Origin of the sequence: Pseudomonas sp. NFACC56-3, assembly GCF_900100025.1 — a bacterium.
GTDB classification, from domain to species: domain Bacteria; phylum Pseudomonadota; class Gammaproteobacteria; order Pseudomonadales; family Pseudomonadaceae; genus Aquipseudomonas; species Aquipseudomonas fluorescens_AA.
In genome coordinates, this window is sequence record NZ_FMTK01000001.1 from 667,973 (window position 1) to 681,929 (window position 13,957).

At 56.4% G+C, this 13,957-nt stretch carries 14 protein-coding genes; 12 read left to right on the plus strand and 2 right to left on the minus strand.

All coding sequences use genetic code 11. The features are described from left to right. Positions 1–4 precede the first annotated feature (4 nt). On the minus strand, positions 5–2,137 hold the full coding sequence (locus BLO80_RS02810) for a xanthine dehydrogenase family protein molybdopterin-binding subunit (protein WP_092326610.1): 2,133 nt from the start codon (positions 2,135–2,137) through the stop codon (positions 5–7). A 49-nt stretch (positions 2,138–2,186) separates the two neighbouring features. Continuing rightward, on the minus strand, positions 2,187–2,642 hold the full coding sequence (locus BLO80_RS02815) for a (2Fe-2S)-binding protein (protein WP_092326612.1): 456 nt from the start codon (positions 2,640–2,642) through the stop codon (positions 2,187–2,189). Between the two features lie 489 nt (positions 2,643–3,131). Between BLO80_RS02815 and BLO80_RS02820 the strand changes: the two genes are divergently transcribed. The 12 genes from BLO80_RS02820 (at position 3,132) to BLO80_RS02875 (ending at position 13,957) form a co-directional block, all read left to right on the plus strand. Further along, entirely contained in the window at positions 3,132–3,908 is a 777-nt protein-coding gene (locus tag BLO80_RS02820; RefSeq protein ID WP_092326614.1) for a ribonuclease activity regulator RraA, read from the plus strand. A gap of 18 nt (positions 3,909–3,926) precedes the next feature. Continuing rightward, complete coding sequence (locus BLO80_RS02825; RefSeq protein ID WP_139196893.1) at positions 3,927–4,487, plus strand: flavin reductase family protein; 561 nt, start codon at positions 3,927–3,929, stop codon at positions 4,485–4,487. 468 nt (positions 4,488–4,955) lie between these two features. Further along, positions 4,956–5,918 carry a VOC family protein gene (locus tag BLO80_RS02830; RefSeq protein WP_218189353.1) on the plus strand — a complete coding sequence of 321 codons (963 nt, stop codon included), beginning with the start codon at positions 4,956–4,958 and terminating at the stop codon, positions 5,916–5,918. A gap of 40 nt (positions 5,919–5,958) precedes the next feature. Then, on the plus strand, positions 5,959–6,357 hold the full coding sequence (locus BLO80_RS02835) for a RidA family protein (protein WP_092326617.1): 399 nt from the start codon (positions 5,959–5,961) through the stop codon (positions 6,355–6,357). A gap of 1 nt (position 6,358) precedes the next feature. Further along, positions 6,359–7,258 (plus strand): fumarylacetoacetate hydrolase family protein, encoded by a 900-nt coding sequence (locus BLO80_RS02840; protein WP_092326618.1) that lies wholly within the window; start codon positions 6,359–6,361, stop codon positions 7,256–7,258. Between the two features lie 3 nt (positions 7,259–7,261). Continuing rightward, on the plus strand, positions 7,262–8,791 hold the full coding sequence (locus tag BLO80_RS02845) for an aldehyde dehydrogenase family protein (protein WP_092326620.1): 1,530 nt from the start codon (positions 7,262–7,264) through the stop codon (positions 8,789–8,791). Positions 8,792–8,816: 25 nt separating this feature from the next. Then, positions 8,817–9,101: a DUF1330 domain-containing protein gene (locus BLO80_RS02850; RefSeq protein WP_092326622.1), complete on the plus strand. Its 285-nt coding sequence runs from the start codon at positions 8,817–8,819 to the stop codon at positions 9,099–9,101. 69 nt (positions 9,102–9,170) lie between these two features. Then, complete coding sequence (gene torT, locus BLO80_RS02855) at positions 9,171–10,256, plus strand: TMAO reductase system periplasmic protein TorT (RefSeq protein WP_175459439.1); 1,086 nt, start codon at positions 9,171–9,173, stop codon at positions 10,254–10,256. A 42-nt stretch (positions 10,257–10,298) separates the two neighbouring features. Next, a complete protein-coding gene (locus BLO80_RS02860) occupies positions 10,299–10,883 on the plus strand; it encodes a carboxymuconolactone decarboxylase family protein (RefSeq protein WP_092326625.1) in 585 nt (194 codons plus the stop codon). 70 nt (positions 10,884–10,953) lie between these two features. Next, positions 10,954–12,543 (plus strand): sugar ABC transporter ATP-binding protein, encoded by a 1,590-nt coding sequence (locus BLO80_RS02865; protein ID WP_092326626.1) that lies wholly within the window; start codon positions 10,954–10,956, stop codon positions 12,541–12,543. Then, on the plus strand, positions 12,536–13,558 hold the full coding sequence (locus tag BLO80_RS02870) for an ABC transporter permease (RefSeq protein WP_092326628.1): 1,023 nt from the start codon (positions 12,536–12,538) through the stop codon (positions 13,556–13,558). The genes BLO80_RS02865 and BLO80_RS02870 overlap by 8 nt, the downstream gene beginning before the upstream one ends. A 12-nt stretch (positions 13,559–13,570) precedes the next feature. Then, positions 13,571–13,957: a nuclear transport factor 2 family protein gene (locus tag BLO80_RS02875; RefSeq protein WP_092326629.1), complete on the plus strand. Its 387-nt coding sequence runs from the start codon at positions 13,571–13,573 to the stop codon at positions 13,955–13,957.

Genomic DNA, 13,957 nt, shown 5'->3' on the forward strand with positions numbered 1-13,957 from the left:
TGCTTTATGCACGGTTTGAGAGGCGTAACGGCAACTCGCGCAAGCGCTGGCCCGTCAGGGCGAATAGCGCGTTGGCCACCGCCGGTGCCACTGGCGGCGTCGCAGGTTCGCCCACTCCGCCGGGGCCCTCGGTGCTGGGGAGGACATGCACCTCGATCTGCGGCATCTCATTCATGCGCAGTACCCGATAATCGTGGAAGTTGGACTGCTGGACGCGCCCCTCCTTGATACTTATCTGCCCGAACAGCGCCGCGCTCAGTCCGAAGACGATAGCGCCTTCCATCTGCGCCTTGATGTTGTCCGGGTTGACCGGGATTCCGCAGTCGATCGCACAGACCACACGGTGGACACGGATCTCGTCATGCTCAATGGATATCTCCACCGCCTGAGCGCAGAAACTTCCGAAGGACTGATGCACGGCAATACCCTGGCCTCGACCAGCCGCCGCTTTACGCCCCCAGCCAAAGCGCTCGGCGGCGAGGTTCAGCACCCCCAGGTGACGGGGTTCAGCCTTGAGCAGCAGGCGTCGATAAGCCAATGGATCCTGGCCGGCTGCGTGCGCCAGTTCATCAACCGCGCTTTCCATGACAAACGCATTATGGCTGTGTCCAACCGAGCGCCAGTACCACACGGGAACGTTGGAGCGGGGCGAGTGCGCTTCGACTCGATAGGCAGGGGTGTGCTTGATGTAGGGCGAGTCGCTCATACCTTCGATCGATGTCGGGTGAATGCCCTCGGCATCGGGGAAGATCGACTGTCCGGCACTGGTCTGCGACCAGGACAGCGGTCGGCCGTCACGACCCAGGCCAACCCTGAGACGTTGCGCGAAGGCTGCGCGGTAATAACCGCCCTGCATATCGCTTTCGCGGCTCCAGAGCGTTTTCACCGGTACTCCCGCGGCCTTGGCGACCTGCACGGCCTCCGCCACGAAATCCTGCACGGCGCGTCTGCCGAAGCCACCGCCCAGGAAGGTGGTGTGGATGCGTATCTGTTCCGGAGCCAGGCCGGTGATTTTTGCGGCAGTTCGTTGATTGAAGGTTTGCATCTGGCTACCCACCCAGATGTCGCAGCTGTCGGCAGTGAGCCTCACCGTGCAGTTCAGCGGCTCCATGGCGGCGTGTGCGAGGTAGGGCACGAAATACTGCATCTCCACCACTTTATGCGCGGCCTCTCGGGCTTTCTCGACGTCACCGTTCTGTGTCGCGACCAGTCCGGGGGTATGGGTCAGCTTGACGAAATCCTCGCGTTGCCGATCGCTGTCGAGGATAACGGCACCGCTCGCAGCTTCCCATTCCACCTGCAGCACATCGCAACCCCTCTTGGCCGCCCAGTAGTGATCAGCGATCACCGCGATACCGCTGGGGACCTGAACCACGTTGCGCACCCCGGGGAGCGCCCGGGCCTGGGTCGCATCGAATGCACGCACAGTGCCGCCTAACATCGGCGCACGTGCTACCACCGCGCACAGCAAGCCGTCGAGTTGAACGTCGATGCCGTACTGCGCACGTCCGCTGATTTTCTCTGGCGAGTCCAGACGCAAGGCGCCTTTGCCGATCAGCGTCCAGGCACCCGGTTCTTTCAAGGTGAGGGTGCCTGGGTCCGGTGCCGGGAGGAGGGCGGCCTGTTCGGCCAACTCGCCATAACGCAGACGGGTATTACCGGTGATGACCACACCATTTTCGGTACGCAATGCACTGGGCGCTTGCCCAAGGCGAATGGCCGCTGCCTGGATCAGCAGGGTACGGGCCATTGCACCGGCCCGACGGTAGCGTTCGAACTCTTCGCGAATGCTGGATGAACCGACGGTGGCCTGAACCCCTCGTTGGGGGCTGGCGTACGCCGCAGCCGCTGGCGCGTGTTCGACCTTGAGTCGACTCCAATCGGCATCCAGCTCTTCGGCGATGAGCATCGTCAGTGTGGTCCAGACTCCCTGACCCATTTCAGAGTGAGCCAGCAGGATGGTAATGCTGTCGTCCGGCGCGATCCGCAGAAAGGCATTGGGCGCGAATTCGGAGTCTGTGGTCTGAGCCATCAGGCGTTTGGCGCCGGGAACCGAGAAGCCGACGATCAGCCCACTGCCGAGCACCGCACTAGACTTGAGAAAACCGCGACGAGAGGGGACAAGAACGGGGTTCATCAGAGAACTCCTTGGCTGGAATAGGGCCGATGGAAGAGAGGGCAGAGCGTCAGGTCTTGCTTAACTCGGCAGCGCGATGAATTGCGTTGCGAATACGCTGGTAAGTACCGCAACGGCATATATTCCCGGCCATGGCCTGATCGATATCGGCATCGGTGGGGGTAGGGTTGCTTGCTAACAACGCTGCGGCGCTCATGATTTGCCCAGACTGGCAGTAACCGCACTGGACTACATCAAGTTCGGCCCAGGCACGCTGTACCGGATGGCTGACATCTGCTGATAGACCTTCGATCGTGGTGATCTTTTTGCCAGTCACGGCGCCGACCGGCATGACACAACTACGCTGCGGCGAACCATCGATATGCACGGTGCAGGCGCCACATTGGGCCATCCCGCAGCCGAACTTGGTGCCGGTCATGTGCATGAGATCACGCAGTACCCACAACAGCGGCATGTCGGCGGGTGCATCCACGTCCAATTCCTGTCCATTGACCTGTAGCTTCATCGTTAACTCCTGTTTGCGACCGCAAAGATCCGCCATGGTTAACGGATGGCCGCAATGCTGTAGGGGGCATAGGGATTGAGACGAAGCTTACAAGTCGGGCGCTCCGATCATAAAGACAGGAGAATTGAATGATCTGTGCAGGGAGGACTAACAATCAGGCGGGCCACCAAACTCACTCAGTGGGTGGCCGGCGTTGCAGAAGCCCATGATGCTCAGGAGGGTTGCTAACGTGCGGCCCCTGGATCTGGAATGGCTCGTTGGTTGCCTGCTCACCGAACACCTCTATCTGGCGAGCATTCTCGCCTAAATGGGTACCTGGCTTCATCCAAGCACCAAAAATTACTCTTAGGTTATATCTCGGCGTTGTTTATTCATTGGTTCTGAGAGCTGCTCCTATCCATACTCATCTCGAAAATCGGGGCGTTCGCTGCGCGGTATGACCCGGCTATTAAACCGTAGAGTGACGTGACAGTTCAGGAGCAACCCAGCATGGGGCAAGCGGATAATTCTAAAAGTACACCATGTGAAGAGTTTTCTCTTGCTCTTGACTCAGAGGTATATCAGGCCTTACATCGGAGCAGCACTGCGACGTTAGCAAACATCCTGCTTAGTCATGGGTTAAGCAATACCTTTTTGCTGGGGCTGTCGCCCTTGTCGGGCGCCCAAGAGAAACTTATCGGTCCCGCTTATACGCTGCGATTCATTCCTGCGCGAGAAGATATCGATAGCATGGCTAACTACGGGAGTTCCGAGAATCTCCATCGCCGTGCCATCGAAGAGTGTCCGCCTGGCGCTGTGCTTGTTATTGATAGCGGTCGATGTGTACGTGCGGCTTCGGCTGGCGATGTGATGGCGGCACGCCTGCAGAAACGTGGCGTCAAAGGCATGATCACTGATGGTGGTTTTCGTGATGCCAAGTCAATTCGGGAGGTGGGGTTGCCGGCTTTTCAGCAGCAGTCCGCCCCACCCGCTACGCCAATTGCTCTTCACCCGGTAGAGCTCAATGGGCCTGTGGGCTGTGCAGGTGTTGCGATTTATCCAGGGGATATCATCGTCGGCGATGAAGATGGTGTGGTTGCGATCCCTGCGCATCTAGTAGAGCAGGTAGCACAAGAGTCTCTCCGGGTGTCTCATTATGAAGAGTTTGTCGACCTCAATATTAAGCGTGGTCGCTCGATCTTTGGGTTGTTCCCATCCAGTACCGAAAGTCTTCTGGAATATGAGCGCTGGGTCTCGTCCGGCAAGCCTGGCGCAAGCGAGCAATGACAAAAAAGGGTGAAGAAAATGACTCGTGTTCCTGTGCGTCCGTGGTTCGGTGGCCTCGCATTAAATAGTGATAGTGACGAACAGCCAGACATTGATGGGTTTCGCCTGGCAATGCGTCAGTTGGCAGGGGCCGTGACGCTGGTGACGAGCCAGGATGAGTCGGGGCCTTGCGGCTTGACTGCCACGGCTGTGTGTTCAATGTCAGCTGAGCCGCCTCGCATCTTGTGTTGTATCAATCTGAGTGGGCGCACTTATCAGGCTATCTGCAAAAGCAGATACCTGGCAATCAATGTCCTGCAGGGCGATCAAGTAGGCTTTGCCAACGACTTCGCCAGTCGCTCCGAAAAAATATTCGATGCGAACCATTGGACCCATGCGGCGACAGGCGCGCCTGTCCTGCGTGAAGCGCTGGTATCGTTCGATTGCGCCGTGGCGGAAATGTTTGTGATGCCGACGCACGCGTTGATCGTGGGGGAGATTCGCCATATTGCCTACAAAGCATGTCCTGCCAATCCATTGATATACCAGAATGGAGAGTTCTTGACGTTTTCAGCAGGTGTGGCGAACGCAGCATCCTGATTTTTGTGCTGCCGTTTCATGGGGTTGTGAGAATGGTCTCTCAATCCCAAATACTGCTCATTGGTTGGAAGTTTCCGAGAAGCCGCATGGTCGTCACCATGCGGCTTTTTTTATTCTCCATGCCAGGGGCAACTTCTCCAGGAGGTCGAGCGAAGAGGGGAGAGAAAAATCGCCAAGAAGTAACTATTGGCTCCATATTATCTGTCCCGACCTTCCTTTCTATCGCGACCGTGTAGGCCTTGCTGCTGTGCGGTTGCACGTATGTTTCTTCATGGGGCAGAGCTGCTTTTTTTGTGCGCTTTTGGGGCGTCGCGATATAAGCATAAGGTTATGTATCGAGAGAAAGTTTTCATTTTTATTTTCAAGAGCGCTCACTAATACTCCATGTCAAGAGGCGCTTGCGAGGCCCCGTGAAATGCGGTTAGAGCAAGCGCTGAAAAAACAACTACAACCAGCGGGTTCCAAACAATGTTGAGCAATGCGTCTGAATCGACTCGCGTCGCCACGGCGTCGGCCCTGAGTTACGTGGTTTATCAGGTCACCGACTTGTGCATGGCACAACGTTTTCTCGAAGACTTTGGTTTGATTTTGGTATCGATGAGCGATGAGCGCCTGTTCATGCGCGGTACCAGCAGTGATGCGTATCTTTATGAGGCGCGATTGGGTGATACCTGTCGTTTCGTGGGCGCGGGTTTTCGTATGGATAGTCTAGACGACTTGCATGCGCTGGCAGTGCTTCCGGGCTCTGGGCCGCTTGAGCGCAGCGATGCGCCTGGCGGTGGTTTTCAGGTGCGTATGCAAGCGCCAGAGGGCTTTGAGATCACCGCGTTTCATGGTCAACAGGCCATCGGTATCGAGTCGGTGCCTGCTCGTCGCCAACTCAACATGGCAGGTGTCAAACCTCGTATCAACGCTAGCGTGCGAGTCAAGCGGGAGCCCGGAACGGTTTTGAGGCTTGGGCATTTCGTACTGCGTGTCAAAGAGCATGACCGGATGGTTGCCTGGCTCGATCATCGACTGGGAATGATTCCCTCCGACTATCTGGTCAAGGAAAAAGGGTCGTCTCATTCTTTGGCTACATTCCTTCGCTGTGATCGCGGCAGCGAGCTGGTCGATCACCACTGCCTGTTTGTGATCGGTGCAGGTGAGACAGGTGTCCATCACTGCTCTTTTGAGGTAGAGGATTTCGATGCTTTAGCCAGTGCCCACGATTACCTGGAGGCCCGTGGTGCGCGCCTGGTGTGTGGTATCGGACGCCATCTCCTAGGCAGTCAAATCTATGACTACTGGCTTGATCCGTTCGGGTTTCGTGTCGAGCACTACACCGATGGTGATGTTGTCGATGACAGTCACCGTCCTGGCTATCACGCAGTGACTGCCGAGGAAACCACGCAGTGGGGTATGCCGCCTCCAGCAGACTTCTTCACCTGATATTGACAGCTTCCCACGCCTCTTTTCTGGAAAACTAAAAATGAAAAAAACTGCAATCACCACGCCGCTCGTTGCAGAACCCGCTCCTGGCATGTGGAGCAATTGCATCAAGGTCGGTGAAACCCTCTATGTGTCAGGTCTGACGTCGCGTGCCAAAGACGGTAAGACCATTGAGGGGGCCGATGAAAGTGAGCAAGCAATAATTGTGTTTGAAAAGATGAAGGCGCTGCTCGAAGCTGCCGGCGCGAAGATGAATGATGTCGTGAAAATGACGATCTTCGTTACCGACATTACCCGCAACACCCTGATTTGGGACGTGCGTAAACGCTATTTCACTGGTGACTTCCCTGCATGCAGTTTGGTGGAGGTCAGCGCCTTGGCCACACCTGCAATCAAGCTGGAAATCGAAGCGGTAGCAGTCGTCGGGAGCGGCCAGTGAGATGAAACTCATAGCTTTCGAACACCAACAAGTACGCCGTATCGGGCTAGTTGAAAACGACCGCATTCGTCCGTTGCTAGGTGTAAGCAATCTGCAGGAGCTGATCCTGCTGCCAGAGCGTATTCTGCCTGACCCGCATTCACAGGCACTGACGCTCGAACAAGTCCGTTTGCTACCCATCATCGAACCTCGTCGCAATGTTATTTGCGTTGGTTGGAACTACCGTAAGCACTTCGACGAGAGCATTGGCAAACGTGAAGGTCAGGGGCCGGAGGCCTTGCCTGAAGTTCCGACATTCTTCACCAAGGCCACTGGTTCTGTGGCTGCGGCCAACGATGACCTCCCACTGCATGCCGGCCTGACCAGCAAACTGGACTGGGAGGTGGAACTGGCAGTGGTAATTGGTCTTGGGGGGCGGGACATCGACGAAGCGAATGCCTTGTCCCACGTCTATGGGTACACAATCGCCAACGACATTAGTGCGCGTGACTTGCAGCGCGCTCACGGCGCTCAGTGGTTCAAGGGTAAGAGCCTTGATGGCACCTGTCCGCTGGGCCCTGTATTGGTCACCGCAGACGACATCGTAGACCCGCAGGCGCTTACGATCGAATGCCATATCAATGGAGTGGTCATGCAGCGCGATACGACCGCAAACCAGATCTTCAGCGTTGCGCGGCTGATTGCCGACCTGTCTCGCGGCATGACCCTGGAGCCGGGAGACGTGATCCTGACGGGAACGCCTGATGGCATTGGAGCCGCTCGCGTGCCAGCGTTATTCCTGGCAGATGGCGACCTGATCGAGAGCCGTATCCAGGGTATTGGCACTCTTCGCAACCTGGTTCTTGGCACCGTGAGTGCCGCTACCCCCTCCAATCGCATTGTCTCGTTGAGCTGTGAGTGAACCATGACTATCAATCAAAGCAGTGTATTTACCGAGTTGTTCTTGCAGTCGGTCAACCCTGGCGCCCATGACAGCCAAAATGGCTGGTCGTCCTCCGATGGGCAACGGTTCGACGTGATTAACCCTTCGACAGAGCAGCGTCTGGCTCAGGTGATTAGCGCAACCGCTGATGATCTGGATCGGGTTACTCAGACTGCCTATGATGCACAGCGTCGCTGGCGCATGGTTCCGGCACCGCGTCGCGGCGAACTGGTTTCGCGAATTGGCGAGCTGTGCAAGCAGCACCATGCAGCATTGGCCGCAGTGGTGGCTCTGGAAACAGGTAAATCACTGGCCGAAGCTATGGGTGAAGTGCGTGAGGTCATCGACATGGCGATTTTGGCCGCCGGCCAATCGCGCATGCTCTATGGCTTTACCCAGCAGTCTCAGCGTACCAATCATCGTATGTATGACCAATGGTTGCCTCTGGGTGTAGTGGGCATCATATCGGCCTACAACTTCCCGGCCGCTGTCTGGGCACAGAACGGCTTCCTGTCGGCGATAGGCGGTAACACGGTGATCTGGAAGCCGAGCCCCAAAGTGCCGTTGACCGCTTTGGCTCTGCAAAGACTGTGCGAAATCGCCATGAACGAGCTGGATCAACCGGGCGTTTTCTCCTTGGTAATCCCGCAAGACAACGACGTGGCCGAGCGCCTGGTTCGTGATACCCGTGTTGCTTTGATCTCGTTTACAGGTTCTAGCAATGTGGGTCGCAAGGTGGCGCAGATTGTGGGTTCAACTCTGGGCCGTCGCAGTCTGTTGGAATGCTCGGGTAATAACGGTTGCATCGTCGATGAAACCGCCGATCTGAAGCTGGCAGCCGCAGCTATCGCTTTTGGTGCCGTAGGCACCTCCGGACAGCGTTGCACCAGTACCCGTCGAGTTATCGCTCACAGCAGCATCAGGGCTGAATTGGTTGAACTGCTTAAACAGGCCTATACCCGCATCCGTGTTGGCGACCCGGCTATCGCCGGGAATCTGGTTGGGCCGCTGGTCGACCGTGCTGCAGCCGAGCATTTTGAGCGCTCTGTCGCAGAGGCTGTTTCGCTTGGCGGGCAGATTGCCTTTGGCGGTCACCGCATGGACTGCCCAGGTTACTTCGTAGAGCCGACCATCATTACGCATGCTCGCAACGAATGGCACTGTGTGCAGGAAGAAACGTTTGCACCGCTGATCTATGTGATTGATTACGAAGATCTCGATGAAGCCATCGAAATGCACAACGGTGTAGTGCAGGGGCTGGCTTCAGGGATACACAGCAGCAACCTCAGCAACATAGAGCGTTTCTTATCTGCCTCTGGCAGCGACTGTGGTATCGCCAAAGTCAATATGGGCACCACGGGGGCAGATGTCGGAGCCGCATTTGGCGGTGAGAAAGAAACCGGTGGTGGGCGCACCGCGGGCTCTGATGCCTGGAAGGGCTATATGCGTCGACAGAGCGTTTGCATTAACTGGGGTAGCGACACCCCATGGAAGTATTTGCTCAACGACTAAGTTCTGCCCAGGAGCCCAATAGATCATGACTGCGTACTTTCTAGCATTTGGAACCGTCAAGGACCCAGAGAAGCTCGCTGAATATATCGAGCGCTCAGGACCTTCGGTCGCCCACCACGGTGGCAAATATGTTGGTGTAGACGAGCAGACCGTCGTTCTGCTTGGTAAACACAAGCACCCCCGCACAGCACTGTTTACCTTTCCAGACTCGGCGTCTTGCCAGGCCTGGTTCGATTCAGCGAGTTACCAAAAGCTTGAAGGGTTACGTGAGGACGCGGGCGATTTCGTATTCATCGTGTTCGATGTTTGAACATGATGCACATATGCAGGGATGCCACTGCCAGTAGTACCCAAATTAATTCCAAGAAAGGGGAACAGCATGCATAACATAGTGAAAGCAAGTCTCTGCTTCGGCGTCCTGCTCACGGCCCTCAGCAGTATTTCGGTCCAAGCGGCGGATGTCGACAGCATTTCGGTGCTGGCCATGGATCCTCCCAGGGAAAGGGCCTCCGAACCGTTCAAAGGCAGTCTCACCTCCTACGAGTTGCTGAAGTCTTCAGACGTATCACGCAAATGGAACCTGTGTGCGCTGTTTCCGCACACGACCAACGATATTTTGCGCGCCTACATCTACGGCACAGTTGATCAAGCCAAGAAACTGGGGGCGCAATTGACCATCTACGATGCTGGTGGATACGCCAATATCGATAAACAGATGGCGCAATTTGACAACTGCGTCACTCTTGGCGCGCAGGGTATTTTGATGTTCTCGGTGTCACCCAGTGGCATGAACCAGAAGATCGAACAGGCCCGCGCCAAAGGTATCAAGGTGGTTGACCTTAACACCGGGGTAGATACTCCGACGGATGCACGGGTGGTCGTGACCTACAAGGAAGTCGGCCAACTGGTCGGAAAGGCATTGGCCAATAAGCACCCGGCAGGTTCGGGCGCCACGCCCGTCGTGCTCATGCCAGGACCGGCCGGTGTGTCGTGGGCCGAAGACAGCGTGATTGGTTTCAAGGAGGCTATCGCAGGCTCCGATATCCGCCTGGAAAAGGTCATCTACGGCCAGAGCAGCCGTCTCGATCAGCAACCATTGGTTGAGAACGTGCTGATCACTTATCCAGACATCAAATACATCGTCGGCATGGGTACTACCGTTGAGGCAGCGCTTAATGCTCTGCGCGAGCGTGGCAAGGTCGGCCAGGTAGGACTGTATGCCACCTTCATCACCGCCGATTTGCTGCGGCCTATTCGTAGCGGCGAAGTAGAGGGCGTGGTGGTTGAGAACTCGGTATCGATCAACCGTATTGCTGTGGATATGGCTGTACGTAGTCTGGAGAACAAGCTGCAGATACGTGATGCCATTCCGGCTGTGCAGATGATGGACAAGACCAACGTCGATCAGCTCAGCGATGCAGCGTTTGCCCCGCGAGGCTGGAAGCCACAACTGAAAGTCGACTGATTGAGTATTCGATATTTCATCCCATCCCAAAGGACTCTTGCCATGCCACCTCGTATTCTTCCGCTTGAACGCAAGGACCTGCCGGAATTCGAAAATGCCTTCCAGGGCATGATCGACTCCATCGGGTACGTACCAAACAGTTTCTTCACCATGGGCCGAGCACCGCTTTTGCTCAAGGCGGTCGACGCCATGAGTGATGCGGCATGGTATCCAGCAACCGTTGAGGAGCCAGTGCGTCGTCTGGTGACGTTCGCGTTCAGTCAGTTTTCACAGTCGCACTATAGTGCCGCGCACTGTGCCTGTGGAGCTCCTGAGCTGGGGTTACCACTGGAAAAGATTCTGGCGATCCACGCCTATGAGACATCGCCTTTGTACGACGAGCGCGAGCGGGCTTTGCTGCGCCTTTGCCGCCATGCGGCGCGCATTCCGGGCGAGGTGACCGACCAGGACGTCAACGACCTGAAACGCTTCTTTGACGAGGAGCAGGTGATCTTCATCACCACGCTGATTTGCTACATGGCGTTCCTCAATAAGTGGAACGAGATCATTGGCACTCGTCTTGAGGACATTCCCCACGAATGGGCCAAGGCCAATCTCCAGCCGGTCGGCTGGAAGCCTGGTCATTGATCGGCTGACAACAACAATAATCCACCGCCCGGCTCACCCCGGGCGCGTGAGAGCTGGGAGATATTCTGTGATGCACGCCCTTGTCAATGACGGTCGCCATGCACAGTCCGACGCTGCACCGTTGGTGACCGACCCCGTCACGCTCTTTCGTGTCGAAGGGCTCAGTAAACGCTTTGGTGCGGTTCAAGCCCTCAATAACATGTCGTTTTCCCTGCGTCGCGGGGAGGTACATGTGTTGTTCGGCGAGAATGGCGCTGGTAAATCGACGCTGATCAACATGATTGCTGGTGCCCTGCAGCCTGATAGCGGCCAGATGTGGCTAGATGGCCAGCCCCTGGCGCTGCGCGATGTTCAGGATGCTCGCCGACATGGTATCGCGGCGATGTTCCAGGAGTTCAGCCTGGCACCGACTTTGAGTGTGGAAGAAAACATCTTGCTCGGCGCAGAACCACGCTGGGGTATCTTCATCAACTTGGTGGAGCGTCGTCAGCGGGTACGGGCTGCGTTGAAGCATTTTGGCTTCGACTTGGACCTGAAGGCGCCGGTAAGTCGCCTATCCCGTGCTCAGCAGCAGATGGTTGAGATGGCCAAGGCACTGCTGACCGAGCCGAAGCTGCTGATCTTGGATGAGCCGACCGCATCGCTGTCGGAAAAAGAAACTGAAGCTTTGTTCGAGCTGGTCGAGAGCCTGCGTGAACAAGGCGTGAGTATCATCTACATCACCCACCGGATTAAGGAAATCTATCGTATTTCCGATCGCATTACCGTGATGCGCGATGGAAAGTTCATCAGTACTGTCGAGACTGCTGCGGTAACAGAGGAACAACTGGTTCAACTGATGACCGGGCGCACCTTCGAAGCGTTCTACCCGGAGATTTTCAGTAACCCTGGTGCTTGTCTTCTCTCGCTGCAGGGGGTCAGCAGCTCCGATGGTAGCGTGCGCGAGGTCGACCTGCAGGTGTGTGCCGGCGAAGTGGTCGGTTTGGCCGGACTGGTGGGCTGCGGAAAGTCTGAGATCGGTCGCGCCGTTTTCGGCCTGGTACCTATCAGTGACGGGCAGGTGCGAGTGGAGGGCGAGCCCAGTATTCGTCCAAGTCCACGCTCTATGCTTGACCGGGGCCTTGTTTATATCACTTCGGACCGACGCAACGAAGGACTGATGCTGCTGCGTCCTACCCAAGAGAACATCACGCTGCCGGCGCTGCATATGAGGGGGTTGTCGCGAGCGGGTTGCTGGTTGCGTATGGGCAACGAGCGCCGTACCGCCAAAGAGCTGGGTGAGCGTATGCGGGTGCGTCCTCTGGCGCTTGATGGTCATGTAGGTCGCTATTCGGGCGGCAACCAGCAGAAAGTCCTGATCGCCAAGGCACTGTCGCGCGATACCCGGGTTTTCATCTTTGATGAGCCAACAGTTGGCATCGATGTTTCGGCCAGGGTTGAGGTCTATGCTTGTATCAAGGCTCTGGCCGAAGCGGGCAATGCGGTGGTGATTATCAGCTCGGACTTGCCCGAGGTGCTCAACCTCAGTCACCGCCTTTATGTGGTCAGGGATGGCCGTATCGTCGATCACATGGAAAAAACCGAAATTACGGAGTCGCGTGTTCTGCACGGCTTCTTCGGCACCCAATGTTCCGCGCACCTGGAGTCGAGCCATGATTAACGTTACCGAGCACAACCCGGCATCGACGCGCTCCGTCGGTGTTGCCAGCGTCGCCAAGCGGCTTTTCGTCAGCCTCGGCATCTTGCCGTTGTTGCTTTGCATCACCTTGATATATTTCGCGGTCAACGAACCGCGCTTTCTGTCGCTTGATAACCTGTCCAACGTGATGCGTGTTTCGACCTTCCTGATCATCGTTGCCATGGGGCAGATGCTGGTGATCTTGACCGCTGGCCTGGATTTATCAGTGGGTTCAATTATTGGGTTCGTCGGTGTTGTCACTGCTTCGCTGATGCTCTACCTGCTGGAGTTGTACCCCGACTCGATCGGCTTAGTCATCACTCTTTCCGTGGTCGGCGGCCTGTTTGCCGGGATGCTGGTTGGTGCGATAAATGGCGTTGGTGTTTCGGTGCTCAAGGTGTCGCCGTTCATGATGACCCTCGGCACCATGACCAGCCTGGTCGGCGTATCTCTCAGCCTGACCAGTGGCTTGCCGGTTACAGGCATACCCGATGAGTTCATGCAGGTGCTGGGTTATGGTCGAGTGCTGGGTATGACACCACCGGTACTGATCACGTTGGTGTTGTTCGTAGCCATCTGGATACTGCTCAACCGAACAACTACAGGGCGCTATTTCTACGCAGTGGGTGCCAATCTACGTGCAGCCCAGTTGTCAGGCATTGCCACCAAGCGCCAATTGTTCCTCGCGTACGTCATGGCCGGTCTGTTGGCGTCGGTCGTCGGCGTACTGTTCCTGGCTCGCACCGGCTCTGCCGAAGCACTCAACGGTTCGACCTTCGGTCTACAGGCCATCGCCGCCTGCGTAATCGGCGGAGTGTCGTTGTTTGGAGGAATCGGCAAGGTTCGCGACGTACTTTTGGGGGCCTTGTTCATCACCATCCTGACTAACGGCATGGACCTGATCCGGGTCGAGTCTTACGTCCAGCAGATTGTATTGGGCATCGTCCTAATTCTTTCTCTGGTGGCCGACCAGTTTCGTCTGCGTTGGACTTGCTGAGAGAAATCGACGATGTCCGACGTCCTTGAAAACAACAAGCGAGTGGTTCGCGAGTTTCTTGATCTGGTGTTCAACCAGCATGCCGTCGAAGAGGGTATCGCCCGTTGCATGGGGAGTCACTACCGCCAGCATAACCCGATGGTCGGTGATGGTGTGCAAGCTTTCGCTGCGTTCTTTCATGCCTTTTGCGAAGCGCATCCACGCTCTTCTTTGCAGATAAAAAGAATGATCGCTGAGGATGACCTTGTGGCGGTGCACTTGCATTGGACATCTGACATTGACGTGATCGGTGACGCGGTAATGGATTTCTTCCGCCTTGAGGACGGACGCATCGTCGAACACTGGGATGTGATTCAGCCGGTGCCTTCAGTATCAACCAATAACAATTCCATGTTCTGA